At 65.5% G+C, this 19619-nt stretch carries 18 protein-coding genes; 14 read left to right on the forward strand and 4 right to left on the reverse strand.

Annotated features, from left to right (window positions below; translation table 11 throughout):
* The first annotated feature begins 106 nt into the window (after nt 1-106).
* A complete protein-coding gene (locus tag FQK05_RS04130) occupies nt 107-532 on the forward strand; it encodes a GFA family protein (RefSeq protein WP_199252589.1) in 426 nt (141 codons plus the stop codon).
* Nucleotides 533-636: 104 nt separating this feature from the next.
* Here the strand turns inward: FQK05_RS04130 and FQK05_RS04135 are convergent, their stop codons facing one another.
* Complete coding sequence (locus FQK05_RS04135) at nt 637-1638, reverse strand: AraC family transcriptional regulator (protein WP_158964584.1); 1002 nt, start codon at nt 1636-1638, stop codon at nt 637-639.
* Nucleotides 1639-1982: 344 nt separating this feature from the next.
* On the opposite strand from FQK05_RS04135, the gene FQK05_RS04140 reads away from it, so the two are divergent.
* The 3 genes from FQK05_RS04140 to FQK05_RS04150 all read left to right on the forward strand — a co-directional run bounded on the left by FQK05_RS04140 (nt 1983) and on the right by FQK05_RS04150 (nt 5733).
* Entirely contained in the window at nt 1983-3518 is a 1536-nt protein-coding gene (locus tag FQK05_RS04140; RefSeq protein WP_158964585.1) for an AMP-binding protein, read from the forward strand.
* Nucleotides 3519-3540: 22 nt separating this feature from the next.
* Nucleotides 3541-4716, forward strand: coding sequence for a serine hydrolase domain-containing protein (locus tag FQK05_RS04145; RefSeq protein WP_158964586.1), 1176 nt, complete (start codon nt 3541-3543; stop codon nt 4714-4716).
* Between the two features lie 309 nt (nt 4717-5025).
* Nucleotides 5026-5733, forward strand: coding sequence for a 2-phosphosulfolactate phosphatase (locus FQK05_RS04150; protein ID WP_158964587.1), 708 nt, complete (start codon nt 5026-5028; stop codon nt 5731-5733).
* A gap of 490 nt (nt 5734-6223) precedes the next feature.
* Here FQK05_RS04150 and aroQ read toward each other — a convergent pair whose 3' ends face one another.
* The 3 genes from aroQ to pheS form a co-directional block, all read right to left on the reverse strand.
* The gene (aroQ, locus tag FQK05_RS04155; RefSeq protein ID WP_158964588.1) at nt 6224-6664 is read right to left on the reverse strand and encodes a type II 3-dehydroquinate dehydratase; all 441 of its coding nucleotides are present in this window, start codon (nt 6662-6664) and stop codon (nt 6224-6226) included.
* A gap of 4 nt (nt 6665-6668) precedes the next feature.
* Nucleotides 6669-9062, reverse strand: coding sequence for a phenylalanine--tRNA ligase subunit beta (pheT, locus tag FQK05_RS04160; RefSeq protein ID WP_158964589.1), 2394 nt, complete (start codon nt 9060-9062; stop codon nt 6669-6671).
* A gap of 1021 nt (nt 9063-10083) precedes the next feature.
* Nucleotides 10084-11157 (reverse strand): phenylalanine--tRNA ligase subunit alpha, encoded by a 1074-nt coding sequence (gene pheS, locus FQK05_RS04165; protein ID WP_158964590.1) that lies wholly within the window; start codon nt 11155-11157, stop codon nt 10084-10086.
* 208 nt (nt 11158-11365) lie between these two features.
* Between pheS and FQK05_RS04170 the strand changes: the two genes are divergently transcribed.
* The 10 genes from FQK05_RS04170 (at nt 11366) to FQK05_RS04215 (ending at nt 19617) form a co-directional block, all read left to right on the forward strand.
* Nucleotides 11366-12601, forward strand: coding sequence for a YbfB/YjiJ family MFS transporter (locus FQK05_RS04170; protein WP_158964591.1), 1236 nt, complete (start codon nt 11366-11368; stop codon nt 12599-12601).
* Nucleotides 12602-12891: 290 nt separating this feature from the next.
* On the forward strand, nt 12892-13350 hold the full coding sequence (locus FQK05_RS04175; RefSeq protein ID WP_158964592.1) for an STAS domain-containing protein: 459 nt from the start codon (nt 12892-12894) through the stop codon (nt 13348-13350).
* Nucleotides 13351-13370: 20 nt separating this feature from the next.
* Nucleotides 13371-13736, forward strand: coding sequence for a response regulator (locus FQK05_RS04180; protein WP_158964593.1), 366 nt, complete (start codon nt 13371-13373; stop codon nt 13734-13736).
* A gap of 34 nt (nt 13737-13770) precedes the next feature.
* Nucleotides 13771-15987 (forward strand): chemotaxis protein CheA, encoded by a 2217-nt coding sequence (locus FQK05_RS04185; RefSeq protein WP_158964594.1) that lies wholly within the window; start codon nt 13771-13773, stop codon nt 15985-15987.
* A gap of 3 nt (nt 15988-15990) precedes the next feature.
* Nucleotides 15991-16455 carry a chemotaxis protein CheW gene (locus FQK05_RS04190; protein ID WP_158964595.1) on the forward strand — a complete coding sequence of 155 codons (465 nt, stop codon included), beginning with the start codon at nt 15991-15993 and terminating at the stop codon, nt 16453-16455.
* A gap of 2 nt (nt 16456-16457) precedes the next feature.
* Entirely contained in the window at nt 16458-17375 is a 918-nt protein-coding gene (locus FQK05_RS04195) for a CheR family methyltransferase (RefSeq protein WP_233270377.1), read from the forward strand.
* Nucleotides 17372-17758 (forward strand): response regulator, encoded by a 387-nt coding sequence (locus FQK05_RS04200; RefSeq protein WP_158964597.1) that lies wholly within the window; start codon nt 17372-17374, stop codon nt 17756-17758. Before FQK05_RS04195 ends, FQK05_RS04200 begins: the two co-directional genes overlap by 4 nt.
* A gap of 131 nt (nt 17759-17889) precedes the next feature.
* A complete protein-coding gene (locus tag FQK05_RS04205) occupies nt 17890-18255 on the forward strand; it encodes a hypothetical protein (RefSeq protein ID WP_158964598.1) in 366 nt (121 codons plus the stop codon).
* Nucleotides 18256-18657: 402 nt separating this feature from the next.
* Nucleotides 18658-19113, forward strand: coding sequence for a tellurite resistance TerB family protein (locus tag FQK05_RS04210; protein ID WP_158964599.1), 456 nt, complete (start codon nt 18658-18660; stop codon nt 19111-19113).
* Between the two features lie 63 nt (nt 19114-19176).
* Nucleotides 19177-19617: a tellurite resistance TerB family protein gene (locus FQK05_RS04215; RefSeq protein ID WP_158964600.1), complete on the forward strand. Its 441-nt coding sequence runs from the start codon at nt 19177-19179 to the stop codon at nt 19615-19617.
* Nucleotides 19618-19619 lie beyond the last annotated feature (2 nt).

Consider the following 19619-nt stretch of genomic DNA (forward strand, 5'->3'; position numbering starts at 1 on the left):
CCCCGGCGGGGGCATGCCCCGCCGGACACCGCCACGGCAGAAAACTCGACGCAAAGCCGGTCGCACGTGCTAGCCTTTCCCCTGACCACGTTGGGGGGAAGGCCAGATGAGCCAGACGACGAACATGACGGGCGGCTGCTATTGCGGCGCGCTTCGCTACGCGGTGACCCAGCCGCCTGTGACGGGCGGGCAGTGTCATTGCCGGGCGTGCCAGTATTTCTCGGGCGGCAACGTGAATTTCTACATGCTGATCCCGTCGGACAGCTTCGCCTACACGGCCGGAACGCCCGCCAGCTACACCCGACCCGACAAGGAGAATGCAGTCACCCGGGACTTCTGCGCGACCTGCGGCACCCATGTCACGACCCGCAGGCCGGGACTGAAGCAACTGGTCCTGAAGATCGGCACGCTGGACGATCCGGCGCTCTTTCCGGGCCCGCAAATGGCGATCTTCACCGAAGAAGGTCAGCCCTTCCATATCATCCCCGACGGCGTGCCTGCCTTCGAAACGCTGCCGCCCATGCGCCGCTAAAGGCCACGAACGCCGCGCGTGGCGGGTGCAAAGTGCCAGGCAAGACCGACCTTTGCGTCGGATGATTGGCGCTGACCCCGCGAAGGAGAAGGCGCCCGGCTCCGTCAGGATTGCGCACCGCGCGGGCTTCGGCCTGTCCAGACCTTGTGCGCGCGCGAAAACGCGCTGGCTTCGCTGTAGCCCAGATGCGAGGCGATGTCGGCGATGCTCATCGTCCCTTCGTCCAGCAGCGCCTGCGCGCGGGCCAGGCGCAGTTCGTCCTTGATCGCCATATAGGTCTGGCCGTCGGCCCGTAGCAGCCGTCGCAGGGTCGTTTCCGAATGCCCGAAAAGATCCGCCAGCCTGGCGAAATCGGGCCAGTCGGACGGCGGCAGGCGCCGGAGATGGGACCGGACCTGTCCTGCAACGCCCAGATCCGTGCGGAACCGGCCAAGGATGTTGCCGGGCGCCTTGCGAAGGAAGGGTTTCACTGCCGCCTCGTCCCGGATCACCGGCAGCCGCAGATATGTCGCTGCGAAGGACATCCGGTTCCGGGTCCCGCAGAACTGCACCGGCGCGCCGAAGAACTGCAGATAGGTCTTGCGGTCCTCCGGTGCCGGGCATGTGAATTCGACATGGTGCAGGGGGATCCGCCGGCCGATCAGCCAGCAGGACACCCCCATCAGGATCAGCCAGTAGGTGCGGTAGGCGAAGGCGCTGCGATTGCGTGTATCGTCGAGAAGGATCTGGGCCTCGTCCCCGTTGCAGACCAGATGACCGCGCGGGGCATCGATGACGGCGTTCATGAAGGCAAGCGAGCGCTTGATCGCGTGTTCGAGGTTCCGGGTTCCGATCACCGCATAACACATCAGGGCATAGCTTCCCGGCCGCATGGCCCGGTCGCCGTGACCGATGAACTCATCCTCCATCGCACGGGCCACCAGATACCACATATGACCGAACAGTTCAGTCGTGAGCGGCCGGGTCACAGGAGCCTTCAGGCCCAGTTCGCGCAGGATTTTTTCCGAATCCTGCCCGGTTTCTTCAAGTTTTCCCAGAAGGTCGGCAATGAAGCCCGGATGAATCGGAGTAGAGACCATGCCGCACAGGATGACATAATCGGTCAATAATCAAGAACGCTCCCGCCATTGCCCGAACCCCGGTTTCCCTATCAGTTACCGGAAAAACCGCGTGCCGAGGCAGGGAGGACTTCATGCAATTCAAAACCGCACAGCGCGCCGCCTCGGTCCGGGGCCCGTCCGCAGCAACGGCCGCTGTTTCGCGATGACCCGCAGCATCGCCAGCGCCCGGCCCCCGGCACGGGCGGCCCGGCGTCCCGCCTGGCGTCTTTCCGGAACGTCGTGCGGGATGCCCCGCCCCCGGAGTGCCGATCCGGAAATGGTGCCGGCCGCGGGCATGGCGCCGTACCTGCCATGGCATGGTTTTGAACGGTAGAATTGGAGGAACACTCATGTCCACGACCGACGCGCTCCTGACCGAATGGCTGGACCTCTACGGAGGCCCCGAAGCAAGCGCCGTCGCACTTCTGTGCGACGATCACCCGGCAGATCGCGAAGCCTTCACCTTTGTCGAGCCCGACGGATCGAGCCGCTCCATGACCTTCGGCGAGCTGGCCGAGCGTTCCCGCAAGCTGGCCACAGTACTGGCCGACAAGGGCATCCGCGCCGGCGACCGCGTACCCGTCCTGATGGGCAAGCGCGAGGAACTGCCGGTGACGCTGCTGGCGCTCTGGCGGCTCGGTGCCGTCTTCGTGCCGCTCTTTACCGCCTTCGCCACAGGGGCGATCCAGCTTCGGGTCGAAGGGGCCGGGGCAACGCTGCTGATCACGGAGGCCACCCAGCGCCAGAAGGCCGACCCGATCCCGGGTATCGAGGTCTTCGACATCGACGACCTGACACGGCAGGCCGCCGATGCGGCACCCCGGGACGGCTGCGCACTTTCCGGCGGCGACGTGCCGATCATCCAGATCTACACCAGCGGCACCACCGGCAAGCCCAAGGGCGTTGCCGTGCCGACGCGGGCGCTGGCCTCGTTCCGGACCTATCTGCACTTCTCGATGGATATCCAGCCTGACGATGTCTACTGGAACGCCGCCGACCCCGGCTGGGCCTACGGGCTGTATTTCGCGCTGCTGGGACCGCTTATCCTTGGCCAGCGCGGCATCCTGGTGAATGCAGGCTTCACCCCGCAGGGCACGATCGACGTGCTGCGGGGCCAGGGCGTCACCAATCTGGCCGGGGCGCCGACGATGTTTAGGGCGCTTCGGGTCCACGGGGGACTCGACGGGCTGTCGCTGCGCCGCGTGTCCTCGGCCGGAGAACCGCTGACGCCCGACCTGATCGAGTTCGGGCGCCAGGCGTTCAGCTGCGAGATCCGCGACCACTATGGCCAGACAGAACTGGGCATGGTCCTGTGCAACCACTGGAACGACGCGGTGGCCCTGCCCCTGCGGCCCGGGTCGATGGGCCAACCGCTGCCGGGCTTCGCCATGGGTGTGCAGAACGGCCAGATCGCGGTCGACACGCACAACAGCCCGCTCTTCTGGTTTCAGGGCTACCACGAGGCGCCGGACAAGACGGCCGAGCGTTATTCCGAAGACGGTCGCTGGTGCCTGACCGGCGATACCGGCCGGGTCGACGAGGACGGGTACTATTTCTTCACGGCGCGCGATGACGACGTCATCCTGGCATCGGGCTACCGGATCGGTCCGTTCGACGTCGAAAGCGTCCTGATCACGCATCCCGTGGTGTCCGAGGTCGCCGTGGTCGGCCGGCCGGATCCGGAGGGTCTGCGGGGCGAGATCGTCGTGGCCGTCATCGTTGCCATCGAAGGGGCCGAAACCGGCGAAGAGCTGGCCGAGGAGCTGAAGGCGCTTGTCCGCGATACCTACTCCAAGCACGCCTATCCGCGGCATGTCGAGTTCACCGATGCGCTGCCCAAGACCCCAAGCGGCAAGGTGCAGCGGTTCATTCTTCGTAACCAGTGACCATTCAGAGGGAGGAAGTCACATGATCTCAGTCGACCCGAAGGAGGCCGGTTTCGATCCGGCCCGCCTTGCCGCGGTAAAGGCGATGATGGAGTCCGATGTCGAAAGCGGCCAGTATGACGGTATCGGCCTTGCCGTGGGCCGGTCCGGCGGGCTCGTCTCGATGGAAGCCGCGGGCTTCGCCGACCGGGCCGAGGGCCTGCCGATGACGACCGGGCAGCGGGTGCTGCCGTTCTCGATCTCGAAACAGTTCATCAACGTCCTGATCCTGAACTTCGTCGAACGGGGGCTTTTGAGCCTGGGTCAGCCGGTGGCCGAAATCCTTCCGGCGTTCGGTGCCCGCGGCAAGGGGCGGATCCAGCTCTGGCACCTGCTCAGCCATACGTCGGGCTGTTTCTCGGGCCTGCCGCCCCTAGGGCCGGAAGACCTGATCCAGTACCAGAAATGGACCGAATTCGTCTGCCAGGCCCTGCCCGAGGCCGAACCGGGCACTCAGGTGATCTATTCGCTGCTGGGGGCGCATGCGGTCCTGTCCTCGTTGCTGGTCGCCGTCGATCCGAAGCGGCGTCCGCTGGCACAGATCCTGCAAGAGGATCTCTTCGATCCGGTCGGCATGGACAGCACCACCATCGGCCCGCCCAGGAACGGTGAACATGTGGCGCCGGTGAAATGCCGCTATCGCGACGACGTGCCGTCGGGCCTGTTCCATGGCGCCGAGGTCGAGGCGATTGCCGGGCTCGTGCTCTTTGAAGGGTCCGAAATCCCGGGCGGGGGCTTCGTGACCACCGTCGAAGACGCCTGGCGCTTCGCCGACATGCTGCGGGCGGGCGGCATCACGCAGTCCGGCGTGCGGATCCTGTCGCCCGCAACGCTGGAACTGGCCGCGAGAAACTGGACCGGCGACAGCCCGAATTCTATCTTCAACTATGCCGTCACCCAGCGGAACTGGCTTCCCTGGCCCGGGTCGGTCGGCCTTGGCTTCTTCGTGCGCGACAGGGCGATCACGCCGGGCCCGCTGCCCAATCTCGGCAGTGCGTCGACCTATGGCGGCTGGGGATCGGGCAGCAGCCTGTTCTGGATCGATCCCGTCCGGGACGTGTCCTTCGCAATGGTGACGACGGGCGTTCTGGAAGACACCGATCACGTACAGCGATCGCAGAAACTGTCCGACATGGTGCTTGCGGCCCTTGTCGACTGACATCAGGCGCGCCCGGCGGCAATCCGTCTGTCGGGCGCCCTTAAGTTCCGGACATGTGCAGCCCCGCGGCACGGCCTTCGACGGCCGTGCCATTGCGACAGAGTGCATGAAGGGCCGCATTGGCAAAGCTGAACCGCAGCGATCATCCCAGACGTGGCAGACCGCAAAGCGGCCCAACGCAATGGGCGCGCCTTCCAAACCCGCTCCGATTGCCGCACTGCCACAGGAGGACCCTGGTCATCTTGGCCTACCGCTTTGACAGCGACATGCGTTTCGTCAAGAAGTCGCAAAGCTGAGGGGCCAGGACAAATGCATGTGATTTCCGAATGGGGCCTGTCCGGCCTCAAGGCACTGTTCGACCGTGCAGATGCTTTTGTCGTCGTGGACGTTCTGTCCTTTTCGACCTGCGTCGATGTCGCCTGCTCCAACGGGGCGCAGGTGTTCCCATTTCCGATAGATGATCGCGAAGCCGCCCGGGCGGAGGCCGTTCGAAGGAATGCGGAACTTGCGGGAAAACGCTCTGACAAGACGGCGCGGTTCAGCCTGTCCGCGCCAACGCTCCAGGGTATTCCCGACGGAACCCGCCTGGTGCTGCCGTCGCCGAACGGATCACGTATCTCGTTCGCTGCGAAGGAAAAAACCATTCTTGCCGGTTGTCTGCGCAACGCGTCTGCCGTCGCGGATCTGGCCATGAAGACTGTCGGTGACGGTACGCTTGCGGTCATCCCTGCCGGTGAACGCTGGAAAGATGGAAGCCTGAGACCAGCCATAGAAGACCTGATCGGCGCCGGCGCGATCATCTCCGGGCTTGCGGGTTCGCTCTCGCCGGAGGCGGCTGTTGCGCGGGATGTCTTCCGGTCCGCACGGCCGGACTTGGCAGACCGGCTCAGCCATTCCGTATCGGGTGTCGAGCTACGGGAGCGCGGGTTTCCGCAGGACGTCGAAATTGCCGCCGCTTTGAACGTATCGTCGTGCGCTCCGATACTGCAGGGCGGCGCATATGTCGCCGCGGCTTGAGATACGTTGAAGGACCTCTCGGTCCGCCTGACCACCCTTGGCCGCTCCTGAACGGACATTCCGGTCTTTGGGAAACTCTTGGCAGGGCGACATTGCCTGACGCGGTCCGCACCGGGCAATCAGCATCTCCGGCACGTCGCATCGAAATGAAAGGGCCGTCGACAGCTACTCTGCCGGGGCGTCCCTACCGGATCGCGCCCGATGGGAGCGCAAGCCAAAGGCTTTCGTCGGGGGCCGAACGGGTCCGCGCCAAACGCTCAATTGCGCGGCCCCCGATCAAACCCGCGACAACGAAGCAAATGTCCTTCGTGAGAAATGTGATGAAAAACAGGCTGTTCCGAAGTTGTGCCGGACCACGCGTGACCCCTACGCGGATCCGGCACACCTTCGGAGAGCCGATCCAGAGACGGAGCTCTCCCCAAGTCTGGACACCCTCACCTTGAAAGGAAAGCGTTACCATTCAGTTAACGCCAGAGGGTTTAACGGGAAATCAAGTCCCGCTGACAAGCTGGCACATGTGCCGGACGGCAGCCGCATATCCTTGCGTGCCGAAACCCATAACCACGCCATCGGCCCGGTGAGAGACATAGGAATGATGGCGGAACGGTTCGCGCTTGTGGACCTGGCTGATATGGACTTCCAGAACCGGACCGTCGAAGGCCATCAGCGCATCCAGGATCGCGACCGAGGTATGGGAATAGGCCGCGGGATTGATCACGATCCCACAGGCCTCTTGCCGGGCGCGGTGGATCAGGTCCACCAGATCGCCCTCATGGTTCGACTGGACAAAGCGGATCTCGAACCCGGGCAGGCAGGCGTCCTCGCACAGGACCTTCACGTCCTCCAGCGTCTCGGCCCCGTAGATATGGGGCTGGCGCTTGCCCAGCAGGTTCAGGTTCGGTCCGTTCAGGACAAAGATCGTCTCGGCCACGGCCCTACCCTCTCAGCGTTCCGCCAGAGGCCTTGGTGACCTTCTCGACGATCTTCTTCGATACCGCCTCGATCTCGGCCTCGGTCAGCGTGGCATCGGTGGGCTGCAACCGCACCGACAGCGCCAGCGACTTGCGGCCATCGCCCAGGGATCCACCGACGAATTCGTCGAAGACCCGCACCGTCTCGATCAGTGCCTTGTCTGCGCCCTGGGCGGCATTGACCAGAACCTGAGCCTCGACGCCTGCATCGACCACGAAAGCAAAGTCGCGTTCGACCGCCTGCAGGTCATGCAGACCCAGCGCGGACCGGGTCGCGCCCGACTTCCGCGGCATCGGCACCTCGTCGGGCCAGATGGTGAAGGCCATCGCCGGCCCCTTGATGTCCATCGCATCCAGCACCTTGGGGTGCAGTTCGCCGAAGATACCCAGCACCTTCTTGGGGCCCAGGCAGATCTTCCCGTGCCGCCCCGGGTGCCACCAATCCTGCGCGCCGCGCAGGATCTGCACCCGTTCCGGCGCGCCCAGCGCGGCCAGCACCGCCTCGGCATCGGCCTTCACGTCGAAGACATCGACGGGGCGCGACGCGCCATGCACGTCCTTGGGACCCGTCCGCCCAACCAGCAGGCCGCTGATCAGAATGTGTTCCTCGCCCGGCTCGCCGCCATGGAATGCCGGCCCGATCTCGAACAGGGCCAAGTCCATGAAACCGCGCGCCTGGTTCCTCGCCGCCGCCTGCAGCAGCCCCGGCAGCAATGCCGGCCGCATATGCGACATCTCCGAGGAAATCGGGTTCTCCAGCATCGTCGCATCGTCGCCCCCGCCAAACAGCGCGGCCGAAGCCTTGTCGATGAAAGAGTACGAGACGCATTCGTTATATCCCCGCGCCGCTGCCGCCCGCCGCGCCGCGCCATGGCGCTTCTGCTCCGGGGTCAGAACGGGGTCCGGCACGCCAGGCAACCGCGGCAGGGGCTTGCCTTCCAGCTTGGTCAGCGACGCCATCCGCGCCACTTCCTCGACAAGGTCGGCCTCTCCCATCACGTCTGGGCGCCAGCTGGGCACATGGGCCATGTTGCCGTCCAGCACAAAGCCCAGCTTTTCCAGCGTCGTGCGCTGCTGGTCTTCCGGGATCTCCATGCCCACCAGGCTCTGCACCCGGGCCGGGTCCAGCCTGTAGGCGCGGGAATGGTCCGGCACGGCGCCGGCCACCACGATCTCGGACGCCTCGCCGCCGCAGAGGTCCAGGATCATCCGTGTCGCCGCTTCCAGCCCCGGCACGCAGGAGGCCGGATCGACCCCGCGTTCGAAGCGATAGCGTGCGTCCGAGTTGATCTTCAGCGCGCGGCCCGTCATCGCGATCTGCACCGGATCCCACCAGGCGCTTTCCAGGAAGACGGTCGTCGTCTCCTCGCTGCAGCCCGACGGCTCGCCGCCCATGACGCCGCCGATGCTTTCGACCGCGTTGGCGTCCGAGATGATCATCATGCCGGGCTGGAAGGTATAGGTGCGCTCGTCCAGCGCCTCCAGCGTTTCGCCGCCCTTCGACCGGTGGACCCGCAGGTCGCCCGACATCTTGTCGACGTCGAAGACGTGCAGCGGCCGGTTCCGGTCATAAGTGAAGAAGTTGGTGATATCGACCAAGGTCGAGATCGGCCTGAGCCCGATCGCCTTAAGACGTGCCTGCAACCAGGCCGGGCTGGGCCCGTTCTTCACGCCGCGGATCACGCGGCCCGCGAAGATCGGGCAGCCGTCGGCGGTATCCCGGTCGATGGTCACCTTCACCGGCGAGGGGAAGCTGCCCGGCACCGCCTCGGCCTTCACCGGCTTCAGCGTGCCCAGCCCCCGCGCCGCCAGATCGCGCGCGATGCCTTCCACACCCAGCGCATCGGGCCGGTTCGGCGTGATCGCGATCTCGATCATCGGATCGACTTTCGCGGGATCGTTCTGGGCCAGCCAGTCGGTGAAGCGCTGCCCCACGGTGCCGCTGGCCAACTCGATGATGCCGTCATGTTCTTCCGACAGCTCCATCTCGCGTTCGGAACACATCATCCCGAAGCTCTCGATCCCCCGGATCTTGCCTACAGCGATGGTGGTGTCGAGACCGGGGATATAGGTCCCGGGCTTGGCCACCACGACGGTGATGCCTTCGCGCGCATTCGGCGCACCGCAGATGATCTGAAGGGTGCCTTCGTCCGTCTCCACCTGGCAGACACGCAGGCGGTCGGCATCGGGATGCGGTTCGGCCTTGGCGACATGGCCGATGGTAAAGGCGGCAAGACGGTCGGCCGGATTGACGACCTCTTCGACTTCAAGACCCAGATCGGTCAGCGTTTCGGCAATCTCGTCCACCGATGCGTCGGTCTCGAGATGGTCCTTCAGCCAGGACAGGGTGAATTTCATCGCGTCTCGCCCCCTTGCGCGGCGCCCGGAACGGGCGCGGGTTCGAGGGAGCCAATGGCAAAGAACGCAGGCCGATGCAAGCCAAGCCCGTCTGTCGGACGGCTGTCGCCGCCCACGGGCCGGGAAAACGCCGCGGCCGCCGGACAAGGTGGGGGCTCTGCCCCCGCCCGGCCCTGCGGCCCGCGCTCCCCCGGAGGTATTTGAGAAGAGAAGAAGTCCGCAGCGTGCGGTACTCGGAAGGGAGCCGCGCCAAACGGGTGTCCCGCATCTTCTTCTCTTCCGAAATACTCCCGCCGGAGGCGGCCCGACGGGGCAGCTTTTCCGGCGCCAGGCTGCTTCCCGACCACCCTGCCGGGCAGAGCGCCCGCGCCGGCAACGACGAGCAGGACCCGGACAAGGACATCACCCTTACGGGCACCGTTCTGCCAAGTCCCGAAGGCCTCGATCCGCGTGTCGGCCTGCGCGCATGTCGGCCTGCCGCCCGGGCTCCGGCCCACCGCGATCTCGTCCGGCAGGAAGCGTATAGGAAGGAACGCGTCATGAATGTGTTGCCCCGCGCAGGCGCCCCGGCCTGCGGCGCCACGACGGCGGCGGCGGCAATCTGCGGATTGTCCCGGTGGTTTTCGAACAGCAGCCCAACGGCGCGGATTTCCGTCTGCAGCACCGTTTCCAGCGGCGAAGAGCCGTCGGCCGCGGACGCTGAACGACCGACATGGAGAGCCCGGCCGAGACGCCCGGGGGCGCCCGGCCAGATACTCATGTCCTGTCTCTCGCCCCGGCGCCATGTCGGGCGGAACCTTGGGTCGGGCCCGTTCGAGCCTGTCAGGATTCACAAGATCCGCGGTCCGGACAGCCGCACGCAACGGCCGAACCGGGTGGGCGCCGGCCGCATCAGGAACCCGGCCGGCGCAGACGTCTTCACCGCCCCGCGTCTTCGTCCGTCAAATATGCCGGATGGGGAAGACGGCAACAGGCTGGCCGGGGCGCAAAGCCCCGTTCACCACGGACGCGACCGAAAAGCTCAGCGGGAGAGACCGCCCCGCAGCGTCGGCACGTCAAGCGACGCAAAGCCGTAATGGCGCAGCCAGCGCAGATCGCTGTCAAAGAAGGCCCGCAGGTCGGGTATGCCGTATTTCAGCATCGCGATCCGGTCGATCCCCATGCCGAAGGCAAAGCCCTGCCACTGGTCGGGATCGATCCCGCCGGCCTGAAGCACCTTCGGGTGGACCATGCCCGACCCAAGCACTTCCAGCCAGCCGTCGCCTTCGCCCACCTTCAGCTGCCCGTCGACCCAGGAACACTGAATGTCGACCTCGGCCGAGGGTTCGGTGAACGGGAAGTGCGAGGCGCGGAAGCGGGTCTTGACCCCTTCGACTTCGAAGAAGGCCGCGAAGAATTCCTCCAGCACCCACTTCAGGTTCGCCATCGATATGTCGCGATCCACTGCAAGGCCTTCGACCTGGTGGAACATCGGCGTATGGGTCTGGTCATAGTCCGCGCGGTAGACGCCGCCCGGGCAGATGATGCGCAGGGGCGCGCCCAACTTCTCCATCGAGCGGATCTGGACCGGCGAGGTATGGGTGCGCAGCACGTGGGGCGGGCGATTGTCGCCTTCCGCCCGGCGCATGTAGAACGTGTCCATCTCGGCCCGCGCGGGATGGTGGCCGGGAATGTTCAGCGCGTCGAAATTGTACCAGTCGGTGTCGATCCGCGGGCCTTCCGCCACGGAAAAGCCCATCTCGGCAAAGATCGCGGTAACCTCTTCGGTGACCTGGCTTACCGGATGCAGCGTGCCCTGCCGCACCGGCCGTGTCGGCAGCGACACGTCCAGCCATTCGGTCCTCAGCCGCTCTTCCAGCGCCGCATCGGCCAGCGAGGCCTTGCGGGCGGCCAGCGCGCTGTTGATCTCGTCCTTCAGCGCGTTCAGCCGGGGACCCGCGACCTGGCGTTCCTCGGGGGACATCTTCCCCAGTTCCCGCATCTTCAGCGAGATCTCGCCCTTCTTGCCCACCGCGGTCAAGCGGATCGATTCCAGTGCAGCCTCGTCGGCGGCGCCGGCGATCTCGGCCAGGTACTTGCTCTTCAGATCGTCCATCGCCCGTCGTCCATCATTGGTCCAGGGCGGCAGTGGCCCGCCCGCGGCCCCGGTTAGCCGCCCGGACCCGCGAATGCAAGCCGCCCGGGACGTTGCGATGCGGTGGACAGACGGCCGCCCGCGCCTCTAGTCTCCGCCCGGGAGGACACGCAATGATTGACCGACAGCCACGCATCCGGGGGCCGCAACCCGGCCGGGGACACGCCGCATGAGCGCCAGCGCGGACAGCCCGCATGCCGCGGTCGAACCCGTCGGCCCTAGCATCGCGCGTCAGTGGCTGCTGCTGGCGGGTCTGACCTTCGGACTGTGCATCACCAACGGCTTTGCGCGGTTTGCCTACGGGCTGCTGCTGCCCGCGATGAAGGTTGAATTCGGCTGGACCTACGCCCAGGCCGGCTGGCTGAACACGGCCAACGCGCTGGGCTACGTCGTGGGGGCCATCGCGTCCTTCGTGCTGATCCGGCGGTTCAGCCCGGCGCTGCTGTTCAACATCGGCGTGGTCACCACGATGATCACGCTGATGGCCACGGGCTTCGGCGAATCGCTGACGGGACAGACCGTGTGGCGATTCCTGACCGGCGCCTTCGGGGCCTTGTCCTTTTCCACCGGGGGCGCGTTGGCTGCCGCGCTCTTCCCCGGCGATGTTCGACGAAACGCGCTGTCGATCGCGATCTATTTCGGTGTCGGCGGCGGGCTGGGTATCCTGCTGGCGGGCGTCACCCTGCCCTGGGTTCTGGACCATTACGGCACGGCCGGCTGGCCCTATGGCTGGGTCGCCATCGGGATCATGAGCATTCTCTTGACGCCCCTCAGCCTCTGGGCCGGGACCGTCCTGCGCCCGCCCGCCAATGCCCAGCGCCCCTCGGCTGCCCGCCTGCCCGCGCGGGCCATGCTGGGCACGATCTGCGGCTATGGCGGTTTCGGCATGGGCTATATCGTGTACCTGACGTTCATCGCCGCTTGGATGACCGAACGGAATGCCGGCGCGATGGAGGTGTCGCTGGCCTGGGTCGTCATGGGGACGGGCATCGTGGTGTCGCCTTTCGTCTGGCGCGGGATCCTGGCGCGATCCGATTCCGGACTGCCGCTGGCCCTGGTCCTGGTGTCGCTGGCCGCAGGAACCGTGATGCCCATCCTGATACCCGGCATGGTCGGCCTGTTCCTGTCGGCCGGCGTGGTCGGGCTGGCCGTTTTCATGTCGCCCGGCGCCGTCACCAACTTTGCCCGCAAGAACCTGCCCCAGCCGGTCTGGGGTCAGGCCATCAGCCTATATACCCTGGTCTTCGCCGTCACCCAGACCGTGGGCCCGATCGGCGCCGGGATCGTCGGCGATCTGACCCATGACATCGGCAATGCACTGCTGGCCGCCGCAGGCATCCTGATGACCGGCGCGCTCTGCGCGATCCTGCAGCGCCCGCTGCAGCCCGGCGCGGCCGGGCCGTGATCCCCCGATCTTCGGCGGCGGTCGCAATGGCTGGCCGGTCCGTTCGCCCCGCGCGCTGCCGGGTCTGGCCCGGCGCTTGCCAGACCTGACCGGGCGGCCGTTCGACTCGCGGCGGTCCGAATCCAACGCCGTGACCGCTCGCAAAGGTGCGGCCGGCAGACGGAAATCGCGAACCGGCGGTGCTTTTATAGAATTGCATCTGCCTCGTGAGGACACGCGGAACGGTCTATTAAGTTTTTGCGCATAACGTCTCCCGGACATCGCGACATCTGGGCAGACGGGCGCAAGACATGACGAAAAAAACGCCACCGACGACGGCAGCGGACGAATCAGAACATGAACCGTCGGTCGCGTCGGCCGAAGGCGTGAGCGACGAAGCCGCTGGGGATCAGACCGGTTCCGACATCGACACCGGGTCAGAATCCGACAACGATTCCGGGGCGGATATCGAAACGGACATCGGCTCGTTTGACTCGGGCGATGACGACGGTCGCCTGACCCTGCCCGAAACGATGGATTTCATCGCATGCGAAGACCTCGCCGCGCGCATCGGCGCGGCGCGTCACACTGAGCTGGAAGTCGATGCCGGTCAGGTCGGCTTTCTGGGTACGCTGTGCCTGCAGGTGCTTCTGGCAGCCCACGCGCAGTGGAAGCGCGACGATGCTGTCTTCAGCCTGACCAACCCATCCACGGCATTCCGTGACGGACTGCGGGAACTTGGCATTCCCGAAACCGTGTTCGACAGCTGACCCACGAGGATTGACTGACAATGGCTAAGAGAATTCTGGCGGTCGACGATTCCCGCACCATGCGTGCAATGCTGTCCCAGGCCCTGGTCGAAGCCGGCTATGAAGTCGATCTGGCCGAAGACGGGGCACAGGGACTGGAACGGATCGCCGAACAGGTCCCGAACCTGCTGATCACCGACATCAACATGCCAAAGCTCGACGGTTTCGGCCTGATCGAGGCCGTGCGCGGCCAAAAGAACCTGCGCGCCCTGCCGATCCTGGTGCTGACGACCGAAAGCGCGGGCGAGCTGAAGGCCCGCGCCCGCAAGGCCGGCGCGTCCGGCTGGATCGTCAAGCCCTTCGAGGAAGAGAAGCTGCTGAACGCCATCCGCATGGTTGTCGCATGACCCGGCCGGATCGCATCGGACAGGAGGATCGGTCATGACGGATCTACGCACGGCCTTCTTCGAGGAATGCGAAGAACTGCTGGAATCGCTGGCCGACGGGCTCAGCCGTCTGGAAGACGGTGCCGACGACAGCGAAACGGTGAACTCCATCTTCCGGGCGGTCCATTCGATCAAGGGCAGTGCGGGGGCCTTCGGCCTGGATGCGCTGGCCGAATTCTCGCACATCTTCGAAAACGTGCTGGACAAGCTGCGCGAAGGCGAACTGACCGCCGACGCCGACCTGATGCCGCTGCTCTACCAGGGCGGCGATCACCTGAGCTACCTTGTCGAAGCTGCCAATGGCGGGGTGGAAGTCGAACCGGATCGCGCCGCGGCTCTGATCGCCGACCTGCGCCGGACCGCCCAGGGCGACGGCTTCGACGAGGACGAGGACGCATCGGATCTGTCTGCCGTCGACGTCGCAGCGGTCGACTCTTTCCAGCCGATCATCCTGGATTTCGGGCTGCCGGACCTGGGCAGCGTGACGACACAGGCCGCACAGGCCGGGCCGTCCAGGTTCGAAATCCGTTTCGCCCCGAAGGAAGAACTGTTCGAAACCGGGCACGACCCGATCCTGCTCTTCCGCGCGCTGGGGGCCCTCGGCCCTGTCGAGGCTGAGGCCGACCTCTCCAACCTGCCAGAGTTCACCGAACTGGACTGGGACCGCCCCTACCTGTCCTGGACGCTCATGCTGGAAACCGAAGCCTCCCGCGACGCGGTCGAAGGGGTCTTCGAATTCGTGGCGGATCTCTGCGAACTCGAAATCACAGCCGTGGCGCGTGAAGGCACGGGCGACGATCCCCTGCCCCCGTCCGATGACGGAACACCCCCGCCTGACGAAGACGATGGCAGCGACGAACCGGGCGGCAGTGATCCCGAGGACGACGACTCGACCGCGGCGGCCGTGGAGCCGGCCGTCCGTTCTGAACCCGAAGCGGCAAAGCCGCAGAAAAAGGCCGAGGCCGGAACCGTGCAGAAAGCGAACCGCGACACGATCCGTGTCGAACTGGAAAGGGTAGACCGGCTGGTCAACATCGTGGGCGAGCTTGTGATCAGCGAGGCCATGCTGCGCCAAGCCATGGCAGACAGTTCCATGTCCGCACACGGGCCCGCTGCCAATGCAATGGGCCAACTGCGGCAACTGTCGGGCGAGCTTCAGGAAAGCGTCATGGCGATCCGCGCCCAGCCTGTACGAGGACTCTTCCAACGGATGTCGCGGATCGTGCGCGAAACCCTGCGCGAAACCAAGAAGAACGCGCGACTGGTCTCCGAAGGCGAGGCAACAGAGGTAGACAAGACCGTCATCGAACGCCTGGTCGATCCGCTGACCCACATGATCCGCAATGCCATCGACCACGGCCTGGAATCGCCGGAAAAGCGCGAAGCGGCCGGCAAGCCGGCCGTCGGCACGGTTACGCTGTCTGCGGCGCACCGTTCTGGGCGTGTCATCATCGAACTGCGTGACGACGGCGCCGGGATCAACCGCCCCAAGGTGCGCGAGGTCGCCATCAGCAAGGGCCTGATCACAGCAGCCGACGACCTGAGCGACGCCGAGATCGACAATCTTCTTTTCGCGCCGGGCTTCTCGACCAGCGAAAAGGTGTCGAACCTGTCCGGGCGCGGCGTCGGAATGGATGTGGTCCGCAGCGAGATCCAGGCCCTTGGCGGGCGGGTCTCGATCTCATCGGAATGGGGCAAGGGCACCGTCTTCTCGATCAGCCTGCCGCTGACCCTGGCGGTCTTGGAGGGCATGATCGTCGAGGTGGCGGGCGAGAAGATCGTCGTGCCCACGACCACCTTGCGCGAAACGGTCCGTGCCAGCGAAGCCGCCATGCACATGCTGGGCAACTCCGAACGCGTCCTGTCGATGCGGGACGGCCTGGTGCCGATCGTCGATCTGGGCGAATCCCTGGGCTTCCGCGGGCGGGTCAGCGACTTCTCGGACCAGTCCCTGCTTCTGATCGAAACGGACACCGGCCAGCGCACGGCCCTCGCAGTCGACAAGGTCTATGATCAGCGCGAGGTCGTCATCAAGGGCTTGGAACAGAACTACCGCCAGGTTCCGGGGATCGCCGCCGCGACAATCCTGGGCGACGGGCGCATCGCGCTGATCGCCGACACCGACCAATTCACCTCGACCGGCCCCGGGACCGCTGTGGCGGCCAGCATGGGAACGGATCTTTTCGACGACTTCTCGGATTTCGGAGTGTAAGTCATGTCTGACGTGCTGGAAAAAACATCCTCCGACCTGCGCGAGATCGTGTCGTTCACGATCAATGGTCAGGGCTTTTGCATCGACATCGGCCACGTGCTGGAAATACGCGGCTGGACACCGACGACCCGCCTGCCCCATGCGCCGGAGTTCGTGACCGGGCTGATGAACCTGCGCGGCACCGTGCTGCCGGTGATCGACCTGTCGATGCGCCTGGGCCTGGGTCGGGCGGAACCGAACCCGCGCCATGTCATCATCATCGTCAAGCTGCGGGACAGCACTGTCGGCTTCCTGGTCGAGGCGGTGTCGGACATCCTGACTGTACGGCCGGAAGAAATGAAGCCGACGCCGGACGTGGCCTCCAGCCTGACGAAGGACTTCATCGAAGGCGTCTTTGCACGAGACGACCAGTTGCTGCGCGCCTTGGACCTGAAGAGCATCATGCCTGCGGATCAGGGGGCCCTTTGACCGTGGCGCCGATGCGGACACCGGCCACGGATCCGGATCTGCATCTGTCGGATGCGGATTTCGCCGCGATTGCCAATCTTCTCTATTTCGAGACGGGGATCTACCTGCCGGACTTCAAGCGGGCGATGGTTGTGTCGCGCCTGTCGAAGCGCCTGCGCGAATTGCGCCTGCCGGACATGTCGTCCTATCGCCGCCTGGTCGAAGACACGCGAAGCCACGATGAACGGGCGCGCATGATCTCTCTGCTGACAACGAATGTGACCCACTTCTTCCGGGAGGTGCAGCACTTCGACGATCTGCGGGCATCGGTCCTTCCAGGCCTGATCGCGGCGGCACGGCGCGGCCAAAGAGTGCGAATCTGGTCGGCGGGTTGCTCCACCGGAGAGGAGGCCTACAGCCTGGCGTTCACCGTGCTCGACATGTGCCCGGAAGCGGCCACGCTGGATCTGCGAATCCTGGCAACCGACATCGACCCCGAGGTTATCGCCACCGCGCAGCAGGGGATCTATCTGGCGAAGCGCCTGAAGACGGTGCCGGAGAAATTCCTGGAAACGGGGTTTTTACCCGCCCCCGCGACGGCCGAAAAGCGCGAGATCGCAGATCCGCCACGCAAGATCACGGCTTTCAAGCTTTTGAACCTGCTGCAGGCCTGGCCCTTCAGCGGCTTCTTCGACGTGATCATGTGCCGAAACGTCACCATCTATTTCGAAAAGGAAACCCAGGATTTCCTGCGCCTGCGATTCGCCGAGCGTCTGAAGCCCGGCGGCCGGCTTTACGTCGGCCATTCCGAACACAGGCTCGGCACCGAAAGTGCCTTTTTCCGGCCGCTGAGCTCGGGGGTCTTTCTGCGCACGGAAGCGCATATCGACCCCTCCATGATCCCGAGTTCCGCGCCCTACAGCCCCGAGGTTATCCGATGAGCATCAAAGAGAGTCTGCGTATCCTGGTCGTCGACGACATGGCGATCAGCCGAAGCCTGATCACCCAGGCCCTGGACGAGATCGGCATCCGCCACTACCGGACCGAAAATGACGGTGCCCGGGCCTTCCAGTCACTGGCGACACAGCCGGTACACCTGGTCATTTCGGACCTGAACATGCCGGGCATGGACGGGCTTCAGCTGCTGGAGGCGATCCGCACCCACAAGGAAACGGCCCGCACCGGGTTCATCTTGGTGACCGGCAGGGCGGACGCCAAGACGCTGGGCCGCGGCCAGCGCCTGGCGATGAACAATTATCTGCAGAAACCGTTCGACACACCCAAGATGAAGAAGTGTATCGAGACCGTCGTCGGCCGCCTGTGACGAAGCATATCCCGGACGTGGCGGATCCCCCCGGGGCCGCCCGCCCGGACCCGGATCCGGAACATGGCCGGCAGAGACGGCCAGACCTGCCCGTATCGGCAGAAAAGCTGCCCGAGCGAGGAACCGAACGAATGTCTGCACCACCGGTGGACCCACATCAGCCGCTGACCCACGTCCTGGAGCGTCTGGCCGAGGAAATGCTGGGATCGGTGCGCCATCTGGAGGCGATCGAACACGGCCTGGAAATGGTCCTGTCGTCGGGCACGGCGCGCGCGCCGCTGGGACATGTCCAGAACATCGACCTGGTGTGCCAGACGCTGGAAGACCTAGCCCGGCTGCTTCGGCACATCTCGGACGTGGCGCCGGCCGGGGCGCAGCTGTCGACCGAGGATATCGGCGCCCATATCAAGCTGGCCAATGTCCGGACACGGCTGCTGGGCATGTCGGTCGCCCCGCATGCGCCCGAACATGCCAGCGGATACGTGGACCTGTTCTGACAGCGGCGGCGGCGATCAATCGTTGAAGACCGCCGTCGGCGCTTCCTGTAGCCGGGACCTGGGGTCACCCGGCGAAGGAAGACAGGGCCGTAATGAAGACTGGCCGAAATGATGAAGACTGGCCTTAATGAAGACTGGCCATAATGAAGACAAGGGCGTGAACCAGCTCTCCATACCGCGCGACAGCCGCCCACCGGAAGGTGCAGCCCCCCCACAGGACCTTCCCGCCTTGCCGCGTAGGCCAGACATGTGATCCGAACTGACCCGAGGATCGGCTATGCCGGCCCCTGACCGCGACAGGGCGTCACGGGCGCTGCGGCACGGCAGGCACATCGGCAATGAATGTCCGGGCAGCGTTCTTCTTCGCTTGCCGACGAAACGCTTCGGTATAGTGTGCGGTCCATGCTGTCACGTTTCTTCCAGGCGCTGCGACCGGCGCAAACCACCCAGCTTCCGGACCCCGATGCCGAACTGGCCCTGGGGGCCCTTCTGGTGCGCGTGGCCAAGGCCGACCGGGAGTATCAGCTGGAAGAAATCCGCCTGATCGACCGGATCCTGGCGCGGCTTTACGCGCACAATGCCGTCGAGGCCGCGAAGATCCGCGCCACCTGCGAAAAGCTGCATGCCGCAGCCCCCGAAACCGACACCTTCGCCAAGCTGATCCGCGAGACCACGGGAATCGACCAGCGTCTCGCCGCGCTCGACGCCCTGTGGGAAGTGGTGCTGGCCGACGGCGTCGAACAGCCGGGCGAGATGAAGATTGTGGAAGAGGCGCGAATCGCCATGGGCCTGTCCTTGGCCGATAGCGGCGCCGCCCGGGCACGGGCCGAAGAAAAGTACGGCACCCCAAGCGCCTGACGCGACGCGCGAACCGCGCAAGCGGGCTTGGCCGCAGGCCGGGGCGCGCCTATTGTATCCGTCATGCTTGACGCTTTGCTTCGCCGGCTGGTCCGGCCCGACCCTGAACCCCTGACCGAAAGCGACGCCCGCCTGGCGCTGGCTGCGCTTCTGGTCCGGATCGCCCGGTCCGACAACGACTATGCCGTCGCCGAAATGGCCCGCATCGACCGTGTCCTGGCCACCCGCTATGGCCTGTCGGCCTTCGAGGCCACGGCGCTACGTGCCCGGGCCGAAGACCTGGAGGCCCAGGCCCCCGACACCGTCCGCTTTACCCGTGCCATCAAGGAAACCGTGCCTTACGACCACCGCCACAGCGTGGTCGAGGCGGCGTGGTCCGTGGTGCTGGCCGACGGCGCACGTTCGGGCGAGGAAGACGCGTTGATGCGGCTGATCGCCAGCCTTCTGGGCGTCAGCGATGTGGACAGTGCGCGCGCCCGGCAGGACGCGCAGAAATCGGGGTAACC

Source organism: Chachezhania sediminis (assembly GCF_009765275.1).
GTDB classification, from domain to species: Bacteria; Pseudomonadota; Alphaproteobacteria; order Rhodobacterales; family Rhodobacteraceae; genus Chachezhania; species Chachezhania sediminis.